Origin of the sequence: Mycobacterium mantenii (assembly GCF_010731775.1) — a bacterium.
GTDB classification, from domain to species: Bacteria; Actinomycetota; Actinomycetes; order Mycobacteriales; family Mycobacteriaceae; genus Mycobacterium; species Mycobacterium mantenii.
In genome coordinates this window covers 4,680,134-4,696,361 of the sequence record NZ_AP022590.1, presented here as the reverse complement: position 1 = coordinate 4,696,361, position 16,228 = coordinate 4,680,134, and the positions used below count along the sequence as shown (strand labels likewise).

General features: G+C 65.2%; 17 protein-coding genes and 1 pseudogene. 9 read left to right on the top strand and 9 right to left on the bottom strand.

Annotated features, from left to right (window positions below; all coding sequences use genetic code 11):
• Positions 1-14: 14 nt before the first annotated feature.
• Both G6N50_RS21310 and G6N50_RS21305 read right to left on the bottom strand, forming a co-directional pair.
• Positions 15-623, bottom strand: a complete 609-nt coding sequence (locus tag G6N50_RS21310) for a nitroreductase family protein (RefSeq protein WP_083094425.1) — start codon at positions 621-623, stop codon at positions 15-17.
• The gene (locus tag G6N50_RS21305) at positions 623-988 is read right to left on the bottom strand and encodes a DUF4286 family protein (protein WP_083094426.1); all 366 of its coding nucleotides are present in this window, start codon (positions 986-988) and stop codon (positions 623-625) included. The genes G6N50_RS21310 and G6N50_RS21305 overlap by 1 nt, the downstream gene beginning before the upstream one ends.
• A gap of 242 nt (positions 989-1,230) precedes the next feature.
• Here G6N50_RS21305 and G6N50_RS21300 point away from each other — a divergent pair, with 242 nt between their 5' ends.
• The gene (locus G6N50_RS21300) at positions 1,231-2,151 is read left to right on the top strand and encodes a TIGR03619 family F420-dependent LLM class oxidoreductase (protein WP_083094427.1); all 921 of its coding nucleotides are present in this window, start codon (positions 1,231-1,233) and stop codon (positions 2,149-2,151) included.
• Here the strand turns inward: G6N50_RS21300 and G6N50_RS21295 are convergent.
• Positions 2,132-3,346 (bottom strand): cytochrome P450, encoded by a 1,215-nt coding sequence (locus G6N50_RS21295; RefSeq protein WP_083094428.1) that lies wholly within the window; start codon positions 3,344-3,346, stop codon positions 2,132-2,134. The two genes, G6N50_RS21300 and G6N50_RS21295, sit on opposite strands and share 20 nt — an antisense overlap.
• A 171-nt stretch (positions 3,347-3,517) precedes the next feature.
• Here G6N50_RS21295 and G6N50_RS21290 point away from each other — a divergent pair, with 171 nt between their 5' ends.
• Positions 3,518-4,108, top strand: coding sequence for a TetR family transcriptional regulator (locus tag G6N50_RS21290; protein WP_083094429.1), 591 nt, complete (start codon positions 3,518-3,520; stop codon positions 4,106-4,108).
• A 162-nt stretch (positions 4,109-4,270) separates the two neighbouring features.
• Here G6N50_RS21290 and G6N50_RS30160 read toward each other — a convergent pair.
• A pseudogene (locus G6N50_RS30160) lies at positions 4,271-4,945 on the bottom strand (spirocyclase AveC family protein); the annotation flags it as partial.
• 460 nt (positions 4,946-5,405) lie between these two features.
• On the opposite strand from G6N50_RS30160, the gene G6N50_RS21280 reads away from it, so the two are divergent.
• The 4 genes from G6N50_RS21280 to G6N50_RS21265 all read left to right on the top strand — a co-directional run bounded on the left by G6N50_RS21280 (position 5,406) and on the right by G6N50_RS21265 (position 8,648).
• Positions 5,406-6,320, top strand: a complete 915-nt coding sequence (locus tag G6N50_RS21280) for a spirocyclase AveC family protein (RefSeq protein ID WP_158086054.1) — start codon at positions 5,406-5,408, stop codon at positions 6,318-6,320.
• A gap of 16 nt (positions 6,321-6,336) precedes the next feature.
• Positions 6,337-6,504 carry a DUF7156 family protein gene (locus G6N50_RS21275; RefSeq protein ID WP_158086055.1) on the top strand — a complete coding sequence of 56 codons (168 nt, stop codon included), beginning with the start codon at positions 6,337-6,339 and terminating at the stop codon, positions 6,502-6,504.
• A 75-nt stretch (positions 6,505-6,579) separates the two neighbouring features.
• Positions 6,580-7,455: a 3-carboxyethylcatechol 2,3-dioxygenase gene (locus tag G6N50_RS21270; protein WP_179970173.1), complete on the top strand. Its 876-nt coding sequence runs from the start codon at positions 6,580-6,582 to the stop codon at positions 7,453-7,455.
• On the top strand, positions 7,452-8,648 hold the full coding sequence (locus G6N50_RS21265) for a CaiB/BaiF CoA transferase family protein (RefSeq protein WP_083094568.1): 1,197 nt from the start codon (positions 7,452-7,454) through the stop codon (positions 8,646-8,648). Before G6N50_RS21270 ends, G6N50_RS21265 begins: the two co-directional genes overlap by 4 nt.
• Before the next feature lie 6 nt (positions 8,649-8,654).
• Here the strand turns inward: G6N50_RS21265 and G6N50_RS21260 are convergent, their stop codons facing one another.
• Genes G6N50_RS21260 through G6N50_RS21250 form a run of 3 tightly spaced genes read right to left on the bottom strand, consistent with a single transcriptional unit; the run spans position 8,655 to position 10,900 of the window.
• A complete protein-coding gene (locus tag G6N50_RS21260; RefSeq protein ID WP_083094430.1) occupies positions 8,655-9,995 on the bottom strand; it encodes a TetR/AcrR family transcriptional regulator in 1,341 nt (446 codons plus the stop codon).
• A 12-nt stretch (positions 9,996-10,007) separates the two neighbouring features.
• Positions 10,008-10,466 (bottom strand): MaoC/PaaZ C-terminal domain-containing protein, encoded by a 459-nt coding sequence (locus G6N50_RS21255; RefSeq protein WP_083094431.1) that lies wholly within the window; start codon positions 10,464-10,466, stop codon positions 10,008-10,010.
• Positions 10,463-10,900 (bottom strand): FAS1-like dehydratase domain-containing protein, encoded by a 438-nt coding sequence (locus G6N50_RS21250; RefSeq protein ID WP_179970047.1) that lies wholly within the window; start codon positions 10,898-10,900, stop codon positions 10,463-10,465. The genes G6N50_RS21255 and G6N50_RS21250 overlap by 4 nt, the downstream gene beginning before the upstream one ends.
• Positions 10,901-10,978: 78 nt before the next feature.
• On the opposite strand from G6N50_RS21250, the gene G6N50_RS21245 reads away from it, so the two are divergent.
• From G6N50_RS21245 to G6N50_RS21235, 3 genes are read left to right on the top strand one after another with little or no spacing between them, the layout of a single operon-like run.
• Positions 10,979-12,442, top strand: coding sequence for an aldehyde dehydrogenase (locus G6N50_RS21245; protein ID WP_083094432.1), 1,464 nt, complete (start codon positions 10,979-10,981; stop codon positions 12,440-12,442).
• A gap of 16 nt (positions 12,443-12,458) precedes the next feature.
• The gene (locus G6N50_RS21240) at positions 12,459-13,607 is read left to right on the top strand and encodes a Zn-dependent alcohol dehydrogenase (protein WP_083094433.1); all 1,149 of its coding nucleotides are present in this window, start codon (positions 12,459-12,461) and stop codon (positions 13,605-13,607) included.
• The gene (locus G6N50_RS21235) at positions 13,600-14,442 is read left to right on the top strand and encodes an SDR family oxidoreductase (protein ID WP_408632520.1); all 843 of its coding nucleotides are present in this window, start codon (positions 13,600-13,602) and stop codon (positions 14,440-14,442) included. The genes G6N50_RS21240 and G6N50_RS21235 overlap by 8 nt, the downstream gene beginning before the upstream one ends.
• Positions 14,443-14,472: 30 nt before the next feature.
• Here G6N50_RS21235 and G6N50_RS21230 read toward each other — a convergent pair whose 3' ends face one another.
• Positions 14,473-14,976: a cupin domain-containing protein gene (locus G6N50_RS21230; protein ID WP_083094434.1), complete on the bottom strand. Its 504-nt coding sequence runs from the start codon at positions 14,974-14,976 to the stop codon at positions 14,473-14,475.
• A 37-nt stretch (positions 14,977-15,013) separates the two neighbouring features.
• Positions 15,014-16,096, bottom strand: coding sequence for a Gfo/Idh/MocA family protein (locus tag G6N50_RS21225; RefSeq protein ID WP_083094435.1), 1,083 nt, complete (start codon positions 16,094-16,096; stop codon positions 15,014-15,016).
• Positions 16,097-16,228: the final 132 nt, after the last annotated feature.

Here is a 16,228-nt window from a genome sequence, read left to right as displayed (position 1 = left end):
GCGCTCGGTTCTGTTCACCAAGGGGTGCCGAACTGCTCGCGGTAGGTCACCGACGTCGCCGGTCGGCGACGCGGTGGTGAGAGCTTGCGTGCGGGCAGACCCACGTAGACCGCGGCCATCGGGAGCAGGTTCTCCGGCAGGTGCAACAGTTCGCGCACGCGATCGACACCGAACGTGGTCAGGCCGGTGGTCAGACATGAGCCATAGCCGAGGTCGGCAGCGGCCAGCAGCATGTTCTGCACAGCCGGGTAGATCGACGACGGTGCATAGATCTCGGGCACGCGATCGGTGTCGGCGCACACCACTACCACGACCGGCGCCGCTGCGAATCCGCCTTTGCTGAAACCGAATTCCAGGTCGGCGACCAATACCTTGTCCTCGACGCTCTGCCTGACGAAGTCGCCGCCGCCGGCGTTCCAGGTCTCCGTCCACCAAGCCGCGAGCAGACCGCGGTTGCTCTCGTCGCGGACCACGATGAACGTCCAAGGCTGGGTGTTCTCCGCGCTCGGCGCGTGCACCGCCGCCGCGAGCATCTGCTCGATGTCGCAGTCGGGCACTTTGCCGTCCGGATCGAAGCGCCGACAGGCGCGCTGGGCGTGGATGCCGGCAAGCAACTCGCCCACTAGCGCTCCGCCAGTACGCGTTCGCCGCGCGGGGCCCATCCGGTGAGAGACACCGTGGTCAGGTCGAGCCACTCCCCCAATGACAGCGTGCCGGCCATGACGCGTTTCAGGAACTCCGCCATCACGATGTCGGGCTCGTTGTCCAGCTCGTAGATCACCATGTAACGGTGCGTTGGCGGCGGCAACTGAGCGGGCAGTTCCTGGTCGTCGGGGACACTGAGTTCGGTGATGTCGTAACGCTGCGCCGCGACGACTCCGGGAACGTCGAGGACCTCGGGCACGTGCTGAGCGTCGTACCACTTGTTGAATGCGTCGTCTTCGCCCTCGATCGGGTTGGTGAGCGCTATGAACAGATTCGGAGCCACGTCGCACGCCTTTCGCAGCAGCCAGGGACTGCAGCAACACTATGGCAGTGAACTGCCACAGTCAACGATGGATGTGACTTTCCAGGACGATTGCGAGGCCGGTTGCCGGAGGACACTTACGGCGCGGTCGTGACCCTTGACCTATGACAGTAGGCTGCCATAATGAGCGGGTCGCGGTCTTGGTGCCGTCGGATCCTCCGGTCGGCGCCCCGCCACCGGCCCGTGAAATCGGAAGGCGCCAGATGAGATTCGCCGTATACCTACCCAACTGCATGCACGTCGCAGCGATCACGCAGCCGTGGGAACACCAGCTCACCGGTTCCGACATTGCGCGAGTCGCCCAACGCGCCGAGCAACTGGGCTATTCGATGGTATTCCTACCCGAGCACTTCCTCACCCCGACAAGTCATCTTGAACTATCCGGCGACCACTACTTCGACGCCACCACCGCTCAGGCCTTCGTTGCCGGCGCCACCTCGACGATCACCATCGGGTCGATGGTCACGATCCTGCCGTTGCACAACCCGGTCATCGCCGCGAAGCAGATCGCGACGCTCGACTGGCTCAGTGGTGGCCGCGCGCAGACCACCGTCGGCGTCGGCTGGCTCAAGGAGGAGTACGACGCGATCGGCGTCCCCTTCACCAAGCGTGGCCGCATTGCGGACGAGTGTCTCGAGGCGATGTTCGAGCTGTGGCACAACGATTCGCCGAGCTTCGACGGCGACTTCGTGAAGTTCGACGACATCGCGTTCGGGCCCAAGCCGATCTCCAATCCCCACCCGACGGTGTGGATGGGGGGAGACGCCGACGCGGTCCTGCGCCGGGCGGCCCGCTTCGGCGACGGCTGGGCGCCGTGGTTGACCAAACCCGACGAGCTGCCGGCCAAGATGGACTACCTACGCTCGCAGCCCGGGTTCGACGACCGGCCGTTCTCCTTGTTCTACAGCCTGGCGGTGCTGTCTGTCGGTCAGGAGCACGCCATCGTCGACGACCCGAACGCGCATTTCGGCCAGAGCGCCCAGCAGGTCATCGACAACTGCAACATGCTGGCCGAGCGTGGTGTCACCGACACCTGGGTCAATCCGCCTGCACTGGACGGGTTTCAGGCCTACCTCGACCACATGCAGTGGGTGGCCGAGGAAATTATCCCGAAGGTCGGATGAGTCTTGGCGGCGACGGCCAGGACGGCTTGATGTTCAGTGGTACCGACTGCAGCGACATCGTCCCGGTCGGCCACGGCATCTGTGGTGGCTTGTCTTGAGCCAGAGTGTATTCGGGTATGCGGGAGTGCCATTCCTCGAGAATGAGTCGTAGCTCCAGACGCGCCAGATGCGAACCCAGACACCGGTGCGGTCCACGCCCGAATGCGAAGTGCACGACCTTGCTGTCGAGATGAACCTCGTCGGCGTCCTCGTATCGCCGCGGATCACGGTCGGCGCTGCCATAACTGAGCATCACCGTGGTGCCCTTGGGCACGAACTTGCCCGCCACTTCGACCTCCTCCGTGGTGACACGTGGCGCGAACGGGACAGGTCCGTCGACGCGCAGAATTTCCTCGACGAAAGCCGGGATGAGCGCGAAGTCGTTTGCGACACGGCGACGCATCTCGGTGTCGGCCGCCAGCCTGGCCAGGGAGAACCCGACCGCAGAGGTGACGGTGTCAAGCCCAGCCAGCACGAACATGAAGCACAGGCCGAGGATCTCGTCGTCCGACATGCCGCCCTCGTCGGTGTCTTGGATCAGTTGGGTCAGCATGTCGTTGCCGGTCGAATTGGCGCGCCGCTCAGCGATGTGCCCGGTCAAATAGGTGAACAATTCCAGCGCGTGGGCCAGCACTTCAGGGGTCGCCTCGGCGCTACTCGGATCGGTGAACTGCAGAATCGCGTCCTTCCACCGCACCAGCCGGTCGCGGTCGGCCATGGGCAGTCCGAACAGCGTCAAAAACACTTGGGAGGGAAATGGTGTGGCGAGATCTGTGACCACGTCGCACTCGCCGCTCGCGACGATAGCGTCGATCAACTCACCGGCCTGCCTGCGTAATTCCGGCTCACGCTCGGCCATCTTCTTGGGGCTGAAGAACGGGTCAAGCATTCGCCGGAACCGGGTGTGTTCTGGCGGATCGATCGCGATCGGCACCAGCGGGACCGGACTTCCCAGGCGGTCGAATGCTTTTGCCGACGAGAAGATCTCAGGTCTCTTTGCCGCAAACTCGACGGCCTCGGCGCTGGTCAGCACGATCTCCTCGCCAGAACTCACCGCCTCGCCCGCCTCCCGCAGCTCCCGCCAGGCGCGCGTACTGTCCTCGGTGAAGGGCAGATCGTTGATGTTCAGTGTTCCGCTTATGCCGAGCTCGGTCATTGGAGACGGAGATCCTCTCTACCCGCGCCGGCCGGCGCCCAATTATCAGTGTGACAGTGCACTGTCATATATTGGAGAAGTATCGTGGCAACCACGACGGGTGTCAACGATGTGCTGGCGCCCTTGGTCGTTGTACTTTCAGGACACTCAGATGGACGAGGGGGTTGGCAGATGGCCCGGGGCGACCGATCACCGCGGGACGAGCATGCGGACCGGGTCCGGAATGCTCTGCTGAACGCCGCCCTGAACCTGTTCAGCACCAACGGATACGACGAAACCACCACGGACCAGATCGCTGAAAGCGTGGGGGTTTCGCCGAGGACCTTCTTCCGCTACTTCCCGACCAAGGAGTCGGTGCTCTTCTTCGGCGAGTACGACTTCATCGACGCGGTAAGCGGGGTCTACCTCGCTCAACCAGATAAGTTGTCAGATTACGAGGCGTTGGCGAACTCGTTCGCCCTGCTGGCTCCGGGCCTCAAGCGCATCCGTAAAAGGATCGCGCAGTACCACGAGGCCGTCGCGTCGTCACTCCTACTGGTGGGCCGCGAACGCAAAAACCACGAGGCCAACGCCGAGACCGTCGCCAAGGTCATCGCCGAACGACGCCGACTGCCGGCACCCGACAGCGAATGCCGGCTGTTGGCCGCGGTCGGCATGTTGCTTGTCGAGCGGGCGCTCAACCAGTGGTTGTCGACGCCGGGCCGCTCGCTCGACGACCTGATTCGCCAGGAGTTCGCCGCCCTGCCCGCGGTTCTGAAGTAACGGGACCTAGCGATCGGCCATGCGGGTGCCATCGGGGCAGTGCCGCGGCGTTCCCGGTCCGCAGTACTGCGTGCGTAGATAGCTCGGATAGGTCTGGGTCGGCCCGGCGTAGAAGCCGGCGAGGTTCACCGGCACGTCGTACACGCCGATCGCCACCACATGGAGAAAGCCGGTGACGGCCAGCACCCTGAGCAGCCCCCTCACCCATGGGCCGGCCCACCGCAGACTCTCCACACCCGTCTCGACCCGGATCCTGCCGTCGTGGTTGCGGAAAAACATCAGCGCACCACTCGAACTCAGCACCAGCGACCACAAGACGGGGCCGTAGAGCGGAATCTGGACGGTCTGACCCGCCCACAAAGTGAGGTTGGGAATCGACGCCGGGTAGCCGAGCAGACCATGGCGCACCGCGAAAATCTCGAGCGGAAACTCGATGACGTACACCGTGAGCCATCCGGCGCAGAAGGTGCGGACGGGTCCCAGCGTCGGCCGCCAGCGGCGAGCGCGACCCATGGCCCATCGGGAAAGCGAGCCCATAGCCAGTGGCATCCAGATGTAGATCATTCCGATCATCAGCACCGGTTCGGCCATCAATCGACCGTCGGGGCTCAGCCAGCCGGGGATGTTCTGCGTCCAGTTGCCGAAGTTGACCAGCCCGGCGTTGTAGAACAGCGCCGGCTGGAACCAGTTGATCAGCGGGTCGTGCCACCATGCGATCGCCGAGCCGATCACGATGGCAGCTTCGACGCAGACTTGACGCTCGCGCAGGCTCTTGCGGACCACGTAGACGATCGCGACCAAAGCCAGCAAGGGGCAGGCGGTCTGGAAGGCCGTCATCGCCCACCGGGTGGTCGGGGGGATCGGGTCGGGACCCGGATTCACCGGAGTCGCATTGCCCGATGCGATCCATGAGATGTAGACGTACGCCGCGATGACGACGCAGACCGTGCCGAGGCTCGACCAGAACAACACGGGCCGAATGGTGGTGATCTGCGCGGGCTCGACAGCCGACGGCTCTGCTTGCCGAGGGGACTTCAGATCCGTCACTGCGCAGCTCCTTTGGCACGACCTAACCAAGATGGCAGTTCACTGCCATAGTGTCAACGTTCTGGGCGGCTGCCGGTGCAGCCTGTTCATCAGCGCGGCGGTATCAGGATCCTCGGCGGTCGTGCACGCCCGCCGGAAGGCGGCGTCGGCATTCTGTTGCGCCTGCCGGCTCGGCCAATGGTGACAAACAATATGTAGTGAACTAGGTTACACATGTACGAAGAACGGCTGCACGCGTTGAGGGGCAACGATGCTTTTCGCCACGTCACAACTGGCACCACCGGCAACCCTCAACCCATCCGGTGTGTGGTTCTTCAACTGGGTGATACCGATCGCCGGCAGCATCTTCATCGTGCTGGCGGTCGCCGATGTCATCCGCCGGCGGCGCCTGACCTGGGGATTCCTGTTCCTGTTCAACAGCCTTGCGGTGTACTGGATGGAGACCATCGGCGACTGGGGCCAGATGTTGTTTTACAGCCCGGCGTTTGCGCAACACCATCTGCTCGAGTGGCTACCGATCAAGACACCCAACGATCCATTGTTCATGCCGTTCGCCTACGCAGTGTATTGGGGAGTGCACGCGATCCTGGTGTTGTGGCTGAGCCAATGGGTGTCCGCGCGGTTCGGCTGGAGCATGCTCAAATCCATGCTGGTGCTTGCGATTCCGGTCAACTACGTCTGGGATTTCGCGGTCGAGGGCACCGCGACGGCAATGGGATGGTGGACCTACGATCCCGGTATCGGGCCGGTTCTCCAGTGGGGCAACGGCGGCCGCATCACGCTGCTCTGGACCATCGGCATCATGTGCGTCTGGCCCAACCTGATCGCCTACTGGGCAGGTAAGCCACCGATTCGCGGCCTCAACCATTTCGAGCGATTCTGCCGACTGGAGCGGTTCACCGTCCCGAGGACCTCGCTGCGTCCGCCGGGCGTGACCGAAAGCCTCGGCGGGACGGCCGTTGCTACCAAGCAGTTGCCGCTGACCAAACAGCAACAGTTCGACGACTACCTCAACTACGAGGTCACGATTCCGCGGTGGCGCTTCGAACTCATGCGACTGGGCGCCTGGTTCGTCGTCTTCCAGATCACCTTCTTCGTATTTCTGATCATCCCGCTCGTGGTGTTGCGCACCGTGACCGGCGCCGATAGCCCCTACGTTGCGTGATCCGAATGGAGTCGTGGTGGCAAGCGACCGCGTGAACAAGATGCCCGCCGAATTCTTTCTTCCCCCGCAGACCACCGCTGCGCTGAAGCGAGAAACCTTCCGCCTTATCGCGTTATGCGTGGCGTTCATCGTGATCCTCGGCATCATCGTGGCAATGATGCAAGGCATTGTCGTCACGGTGTGATGCACTCCGCCGCGAGGTTGGGTTTTCGCGGTGCGCCATGCTCATCTAACATTAGTGTCACTTCTAGCGGAGGTGTTGGACGTGACGTCAGAGCGGTTGGTGGTTTGTGCAAGCCACAGCCCGGGCAAGGAACGCGACGTCGAGCACGCCTTCGGTCGCCGGTTCCGCTCGGCGCTGACGTCAGCGGCCGAGCGCTCGCAACAGTTCGATCCCGACGTGGTCGTCGTGTTCGGCGGCGACCACCGCCGCGCGTTTCGCCACGTGGTGCCCGCCTTCGGGGTCGCGCTGTCCGCGTCGATTCTGGCCGAGGGCGGCCACCCGGCCGGCGACCTGGATGTCCCGTCCGAACTCGCCCGCCAATTGTGTGAACACCTGCTGTCGGCCGGATTCGACGTCGCCGCATGCCGTGACATCGGGCTGGATCACGCGTTCGCCCAACCCGTTCGGGACCTGCTCGGGGAGTTGACGGCCAAGCCGGTCATCCCGGTGCCGGTGAACTGCGCCACCGCGCCGCTCCCGACCGGCCGTCGGGTGGCCGAATTCGGCGCGGAGGTTGGCCGGTTCCTCGACGGCGTCGACGAGCGGGTGCTGGTGATCGGCACCGGAGGGCTGTCACATTCCCCGCCGAGCCTGGAGGTCGACACCTACGACCTCAGCGACGAAGACCGGGCGCGGATCATCGCCGAGGGTATGGCGGACGCGCGCACCAAGATCCGTCCCGATTGGGACGCCGAAGTATTGGACGCGATGTCGAATTGGGATGTCGCTGCGCTGATTCGACTCGTCGATACCGCCCACGCCCGCGCGGGTGCGGGCGCCAACGAGGTCAGGACCTGGCTCGCCGCGGGCGCCGCCGGCGGCGGCCGGCCGGTCACCCCGCTGGTCTATGAGCCGGTGCCGGAATGGATCACCGGGATGGCCGTCGCCGCAACAACCTCGTCGGCGACATGACCGATGCGCCACTGGCGGGCATCACCGTGGTCAGTCTTGAGCAGGCAGTGGCTGCGCCATATGCGACCCGCCAGCTCGCCGACTTGGGCGCGCGGGTGATCAAGGTCGAGCGGCCGCATGGCGGCGACTTCGCCCGCGGATACGACCGCGCGGTACACGGCGAGTCGAGCTATTTCGTCTGGCTGAATCGCGGCAAAGAGTCGTTGACCGTGGACGTCAAGCACCCCGAGGGCAGACGCATCGTTGAGCGCCTGTTGGAGGGCGCCGACGTGCTGGTGCAAAATCTGGCGCCGGGCGCCGCGGCCCGGATGGGATTGGATGCCGAATCGGTGGCCCGCACGCACCCGCAGACCATTACTGCGACCATCAGCGGGTACGGTCAGGACGGCCCGTGGAGCGATCGCAAAGCGTATGACCTGTTAGTACAAGCCGAGGCCGGACTGTTGTCGGTGACCGGCTCGCCGGCCGAATTGGCGCGCACCGGTGTATCGATCGCCGATATCGCCGCCGGCATGTTCACCTTCTCCGGAATCCTCACCGCGCTCTACACCCGCGCCACGACCGGTGCGGTACATCCGGTGTCGGTGTCATTGTTCGATGCGTTGGTCGAGTGGATGTCCCAGCCGCTCTACTACGGCCGCTACGGCGGAACGGCGCCGCCCCGCACCGGCGCGCGGCATCCGACGATCGCTCCGTACGGCCCATTCACCGCGGGCGACGGCGGAACCGTCCTGCTCGCCGTGCAAAACCCAGCCGAATGGCAACGGCTCTGCGAGACCGTCTTGGACAGAACCGATCTCGTCGCCGACCCACGGTTCGCCACAAACCCCGATCGGGTGGCGCACCGCGACGAGCTGGAGGCGATCATCGCCGCCGCGGCCGGGCGGCTGAGCGCCGAGGAACTGGAGCAGCGCCTGCAGATCGCCGGCGTGGCATACGCCCGGATGAACGACGTCGACCAGTTATGGCTGCATCCGGTGATCGTCGGCCGGGACCGGTGGCACGAGATTCAGACACCGGGCGGTCCGGCAGCCGCGCTCCCGCCGCCCGCTGCCCTGACCGGCGTTGACCCGGTGATTGGCGACGTGCCAGCGTTGGGCGAGCATAGCCGAAAGATCTTGGGCGAGTTGGGATATTCGGCAGCAGCGATCGATGAGCTCGTCGCCTCGGAGGTTACGACTGCACAGCGGTGAGCTCGTTTACTTCTGTCGTCCGAAGAAACCACGATTGATGCAGGTGATCAACACATCGATGAGTTCGTCGTCGTTGATCGGCTCGGGCAGATCGAGGGCCGCCTGCGGCACGCGGGTGACCAGCGCCCGTAAGATCAGCGCCGAGACCACCGGATCGAACGGGTACCGATCCGATCCGCGGATTAGCATCCTGGCCGCCCCGATGTCCATCTGCAATTGTCCGTTCTCTCCGATGCTGACGATCGTGGGATCGTCGGTGGCCCCCTCGGCCCACGCCTCGATGCAGCCCGAATACTTGTCGTAGAACTCGACGTAGGTGCCCAGCCAGTGCCGCAGCGTAGACGTCTTGCCCACAGGATCCACCTCGGCGATCCGGTCGGCGAACGCCATTCCGGCGCTGTAGATTTCGGCGGCCACGGCGGCGAGCAGATCCTGCTTGTCGTTGAAGTACTTATAGAACGTGCCGCGCGCCACGCTGGCCGACTCGACGATGTCGTCGACACTGGTGCTGCGGTAGCCGCGGGCACGGAATTGAGCGGCTCCGGCATCGGCCAAAGCATTCACTGTGATCACGGCGCGCTTACTGAGGCTCGCGGTGCGCTCGCTGACAGACAGCCCCGCGACGTCCGGCGCCGGGGGCACCTCGAGCGCGTCCACGTCCGCCGAGGGGTCGGCGCTGGCGTGCAGACCCAACGACGTCAGCACCGAGGGCGGGGTGTCGGGAAACAACATCAGCTGCAGGAACACCGACAATGTGTCGACCGCGTCCTTGGCGCTACGACCATAGGCGCGGTCGGTGTGTACGAACAGATTGATGCGGTGCACCAGCGCGGTCATCGTCATCGCCGCGACCTCGGGGTCCAGACCCTTCAGACCGGAGGCGGCGAGCCGCTCGGCGATGCGATGGTTGTAGCCACGCACGAACCGGGTGATTTCGGGACGCACCTTGGTGTCCGATGAGGCGATCGCCGTCCACTGGACGAACATGGTGGAGTACTTGTCGAACACCCAACTCCACTCGCCCAGCCACCAGTTCAGATTGTCGAAGCCCACCTCGTCCGGCCCGAGCGCGCCGATGCGGCGCGCCACCCGGAACAACGCGCCGCCGCAATCATTGAGCAGCTCCAGAAAGATCTCGTCCTTGCCCTTGAAGTACTGGTACAAGGTGGCCCGGGACACCCCCGCTGCCTTGGCGATCGCGTCGACCGACGTGTCGAAGTACCCCAGCCGGCCGAACAACTCCAGCGATACCTCGGCGATCCGGCCTCGGGTGCTGGCACCGCGAGCGCCCACAGCGGGGCTGGACGGGCCGTAACTGGCCCTGCGGACGATCGAGGCTTCGGACATGGCGTGTTAAGCCTATGGCCGATCAGGGCTGCCCGCGTCGCGCCCAGCGGTGTTTCTCGGGACGAGGAACGCAGCGGAGCCCGCAATTGCGATCCCGCCCGTCTGTCGGGTGGCGGTCAACTCCACGCTCACCCGGTCGCCGTCGGCCTCTGCCGACACCGCGGTAACCGTGCCGGAACAGGTCAGCACGTCGCCGGGCCAGACCTGCTCGCGGAAGCGGACACCGAAACGGCGCACGCAGCGAGCGCCCAGCCAGTCGGTGGCGAACCCGGCCAGCAGTGCCGCAGAGAACATGCCCTGCGCGAACACCGAGGGATAGCCTGCGGACTGTGCGAGCTGATCGTCGTAATGCATGGGGTTGAGATCGCCGGACGCGCCCGCATAACGGACGAACATCTGCCGGGTCAGCGGCCCAAAGTCACGGGCCGGCGCACGTGCGCCGACACTCACAGCAGTGGTGGTCGCCGTCATTGCTTCGCCGCCGTCTCGATGAAGGTGGCTTTGGCCTCGGCGACGAGTGCTCCCTGCTCGTTGCGGTATTCGGTGACCACAGTGGCGAAACGCATTGCGCCCCCGCGCTTGCCGGGTTTCGAGTAGCGGTCGACGATCCGCTCCTGTGCGGTCAGCACGTCTCCTGCCGCGGGCGGAGCGGAGTGAAAGGTGTATTCCTGCTCGCCGTGCAGCAAGCGCTTGCGGTCGAACCCCACGTCAACCCTGACCCCGGCCGGCGCCCAGCGTCCGCCGGTGGTCAGGAACGTCGGCGGGATGATCGCATCGGGACCGCGATATGCCGGGTCGTCGCACAACATGGCCTCGGCGAACTCGGCGATCTTGCCGCGCTCCACGATCAGCTCCCATGGCCGGCCGGCGCTGCCGTCAGCGCGGCTCTCGGGCGATGCAGTCATAGTGACCAATACTGTCAGAAAATCTGTAGAACCGAAACAGAAATATTGCTTCACCACCAATGAGCCGCTTGTCGAAAGATGACATTGCTGCCAGAATCGGTGGCCATGGTCGAGATGGCGGCGAGCTATGTCGCAGGCAAATGGGTGTCGGACCCGCACGCCGGGTCCCTGGACGTGACGTCGCCGAGCACCGGCGAACTACTGGGCACCGTGGGCGTCGCCGGCCGTGCGGAAGTGGACTCCGCAGTCGCCGCCGCCCGCGGCGCGCTGCCGGTCTGGGGACGGGTGCCCGCCGCCGATCGCGGCGCGGCGCTAGGCCGACTCGCCGACGCGCTGAACGCCCGCAAAGGCGAACTGGCCGACCTGACAACTGCGGAGATCGGCTCGCCGCGATCCTGGAGCACATTCGGTCAGGTCATCACTGCGGTCGGCGTGCTACGCGCCTACGCGGCGATCACCCCGGACTACCCCTTCTCATCGAGGCGGGCGTCCATGACGGGCGGCACCGTCGAGGTACGTCAACTACCCGTCGGCGTGGTCGGCGCCATCGTGCCGTGGAACACGCCGCTGTTCATCGCCGCGTTGAAGCTCGGTCCCGCGCTAGCCGCCGGATGCACGGTAGTGCTCAAGCCGGCGCCCGACGCACCGCTCGAATTCGGCGCGCTGATGGAGGCGATCGAGGAAGCCGGCCTGCCCGACGGCGTGGTCAACGTCGTCAACGGCAGTGCCCAAACCGGCGAGCTGCTGACCGATCATCCAGGCGTCGACAAAATCAGCTTCACTGGATCGACGGCCATCGGCGCGCGGATCGCGGCATCGTGCGGCTCCCGCATCCGCCGCTGCAGCACCGAGCTGGGCGGGAAGTCCGCCGCCATCGTGCTGCCCGACGCGCCGCTCGAGACGACGGTACCCGGCTTGGTCGCCGGCGTGATGGGCAACAACGGCCAACTGTGTGCCGCGCTAACGCGTATCTTGTTGCCGCGCAGCCGGTATGACGAGTTCGTCACCGCACTCACCGCCGCGGTCGCCGCTCTGGTCGTCGGCGATCCCGCCGACCGGGCCACCGACATCGGTCCGCTGATCAACGAGGCCGCACGTGACCGGGTCGAGGGATTCCTGCAGCGCGCACAGCAGGACGGCGCCACTGTGCTGGTCGGCGGCGAACGGCCCGACCGCCCAGGGTGGTTCGTCTCCCCCGCCCTCGTGGCGGCCACCAACGACTTGGAGATCGCCCGCGAGGAGGTCTTCGGTCCGGTCGCGGTCGTCATCGCCTACGACGACACCGCCGACAACGATGCCGCCGAAGCAGTGGCCATCGCCAACGACTCCCGCTACGGCCTGGTCGGTGCGGTGTGGTCCGCCGACGAGGAACGGGCGGCCGCAGTGGCGACCCAACTGCTCGTGGGTTCGGTGGCCGTCAACTCGACCGCGGTGCTCGATTTCGCCAGCCCGTTCGGTGGATTCAAGCAGTCCGGCATCGGCCGCGAAGGCGGCCCCGAGGGCATAGCTGGTTTTGTCGAACATCAAGCCATCATTCGTTGACCCGGAAGGGATTCCAGTGCACACCCAAGCAGCGGTCCTGTTCGAACGCAACACACCATGGTCTGTCGAGACCATCGAACTCGATGCACCGAAAGCGACCGAGGTGCTGATCGAACTCCACGCTTCGGGCATGTGCCACTCTGACGACCACCTCGTCACCGGCGACATGCCGATCCGGCTGCCCTGCATCGGCGGGCACGAGGGCGCCGGCGTGGTCAAGTCGGTCGGCGAGCACGTGTCCTGGCTATCGCCGGGCGACCACGTGGTGTTCAGCTTCATTCCGTCGTGCGGCCGCTGTCCCTCATGCTCCACGGGACATCAGAGCCTGTGTGACCTCGGCGCAAAGATCTACTCGGGCATGCAGATTCACGACGGAACCGCCCGCCACCATCTCGGTGACCAAGACCTCGCGCTGGCCTGCGGTGTCGGTTCGTTCGCACACCACACCGTGGTGCACGAGGCGAGCTGCGTGAAGGTCCCGGACCACTATCGCCTCGACCTGGCCTGTCTTCTCGGCTGCGGCTTCATCACCGGTTGGGGATCATCGGTCTACGCCGCCGAGGTCCGGCCCGGTGACACCGTCGCCGTCGCCGGTGTCGGCGGCATCGGCGCCGCGGCGGTGCAGGGCGCCCGGCTCGCGGGTGCCCGCACGATCACCGTCATCGACCCGTCGGAGTACAAGCGGGCTGAAGCGGTGAAGATGGGAGCCACTCACACCGCGGCGGACTGGGACGAGGCCAAAGACGTTGTCGCCGAGGCTACCTGGAACCGCGGCGTAGACAAGTTCATCTGCGCCATGGGAGTCGGTGACGGCCAACTGGTCGGCAGGGCGCTGGCCATGACGGCCAAGCGGGGCCGGCTGGTGGTCACCAACATCCACCCGATGCTGGAGCGCGAGATCCGGGCCAACCTGATGGACCTCACCCTGACCGAAAAGCAGATCATCGGAACCCTCTACGGCTCGGGCAATCCGCGTGCCGACATCCCGAAAATCCTCGAGCTGTACAGCGCCGGCCAGGTCGACCTCGAATCCATGGTGACCCGCACCTACCCGCTGGAGAAGGTCAACGACGGCTACGCCGACATGCACGCCGGCGCCAATATCCGGGGCGTACTGATCTATCCGCCCGCCGAGGGACAGGTCGCCGGAGAAGGTCGTGACTAGTAGTAGACGTCTCGCGGGCAAGGTGGCGCTCGTGACCGGCGCAGCCAGGGGTCGCGGTCGAAGCCACGCGCTGCGTTTGGCCTGGGAAGGCGCAGACGTCATGTTGGTGGATCTGTGCGACAACATCCCATCGTGCGACTATCCACTCGCGACGAGCGAAGACCTCGACCGCACCGCTACCATGATCGAGAAGCTCGACCGAAAAGCACTGGTGTATCGGTGTGATGTCTGCGATCGAACTGAAATGGAGATTGCCGTCGACACCGCGGTGCGTCAACTCGGCGCACTCGATATCGTCGTGGCAAACGCTGCCATTGCCCCGACTCAGCCGGACGCCCCGATCGCGGCCTTCATAGACACGTTCGACGTCGACTTCATCGGCGTGGTCAACACTTTCAGCGCCGCGATGCCCCGGTTGGTCGAAGGATCGTCCCTCATCGCTTCCGGTCCCAGATTCTCCCCACAAGGACCTTTTCTCGATCGACCGCAGGGACTCGGTGGGGCAGCATATGAGCTCGCTCAGTCGATGGTCTCGCAGTACGTGAAGACGCTGGCCAAACAACTAGCGCCACAGGGTATCCGGGTAAACACCGTCAGCGGAGCGGAGGACGCCGGCGATGTGCGGCGTGCCGGACGGCTGCATCGGCCCGTCATGCTCGACGGGGATTGCGGAGGCAATCAGGCTGGTGCGGCGTCGCTTTCGACGATGTTATGGCCAGCGGCGACCTGGGCTGACACGGACGCATCCGCTGCGGTGGCGTTCTTGGCAGCGGACGAATCGCGAGCGATAACCGGCCGACACGTCACGGTCGACGCCGGCTCGTCCCTCAACTAGCTCCGACGACAAGCACGACACCCGAGCGGCTCAGGTCGACGCCGTCCAGTTGGTGGTCGATGAGGTGAATGGCACACCTAGTTTGGCAAGTATCCACGGCGGCAATCGTTTTGGCATCGGTAAGGGTACCGATCGGGCGCCACGCGCCTCGAGCAACGCTTCGTACGCGGTGGTATCGCCGCTGAACGGTTGTCCCTCACCGGCGATGAACCCGTACAGTTCGCATCCCTGAGGGCCGGCCTCCCAAGGTCCGAACACGTCCCCCCACTCGAGCATGATGTGCGTACCGGCGCGGGCGACGACGTCACCGCAACGGATCTCGCCGGCCAGAATGAAGTTGCTGTGATCGCCGGTGTGACCGTGCTGCGAGGAGATCGCACCCGGGTCCCACTTGTTCCAGAACGCGAAGTAACGGGGAGAAAGCTCAATCCACTTCTCCCAGATCGACGCCGTGCGACCATCAGCGAACTCGTAACGCAGCATTTCCTCGGCCGGTACATCGTCGAGATGCTTGATCGACGGTCCACCTTTCATCGGGCAGTTCCCTTCCTTTGATTGCTCGACCCGCGCCTCAGGCCTGCACAGGCTCCCAACCACCGCCTTCAGCTGAGCGATGCGCAGCATCGATCACCGCAAGCGACAGCAACCCGTCCTCGAAGGTGGCCGCGCCGCTGGGCCCCCCGTCGAACGCGGGCAGCCAGTCCTGCAGCATCAGCGCCATCGCCCTACTCGCGTGGCCCGCCAGCCCGCCGGGCAACCGCTCGGGGTGTGCGGGCTCGCGTTCATCAACCGTCAGAGGACTCAGTCCGGGATCGGCGGCGGTGCCGAGACTGTATGCCGCAGAACGCAACTCGCCGTCGCCGATGATGGTGCCATCGGAACCGAACAACTCCAGGCGGTAGTAGTCGGCGTGGGCGCCCATGACCGTCAGGCTCAACACGACGGTGACCCCGGACTCCATACGCATCAGCAGCGCCGCAGTGTCGTCGGCGGTGACCGCCAGAGTCCCCCCGTCGGGCAGTTCGCGGACCGGGTCGCTGGTGCGGACTTCGGCGCACACCGATACCGGGCGGCCGAGCAGGCTGCACAAGAAGTCCAGATCGTGCACGAGCATGCCGGCCAGATAGCCGCCGCCCTGCTCGCGGTCATACATCCAATGGGCCTGCAGCGGATGACTCGGATGCCAGTAGGACGCGCTGCGACTGACCCGCGCAAAGTACTGCGAACCGAGGAAGCCCGAGCGCACCCGGTCCGCGACGGCCAACCAGTCGGGGTTCCAACGGTTCTCGAAGCAACAGGCAGTGGGCAGCTCGGCATCCGCCGCAGCGCGCACCATGTCGCGGGCAGCCTGCAGGTCACCCGCCAGTGGCTTCTCGCACAGCACGGGCTTGCCCGCCGCCAGCGCGGCGATCGTCATCTCATGGTGCAGCACAGTGGGCGTCGCGACCGAGATGACGTCCAGATCGTCGCGGGTCACGAACGACCGCCAATCGGTGGAGGTCTGTTCGATCCCCAGTTTGGTCGCCACCCGTTCCAGCCGATCAGGTGTACGGGCACAGAGCGCGACGGGATCGAAGCCCTTCGCCGCCCGGAAACCGGGCACCTGCACATGCGCGCCCCAACCGACGCCGATGATGCCGACCCGTAAGGTCATGTGCTCTCCTCCGCTCCTCCGACTGCAGTGACACCAATGTTAGATAACTCGCGCCTGCTGTGAACACATATCGCGTCATTGCCCCGTTTGATCGAGCACCCCGGCATTGCCTATAAGTGACATGGGTGCCAG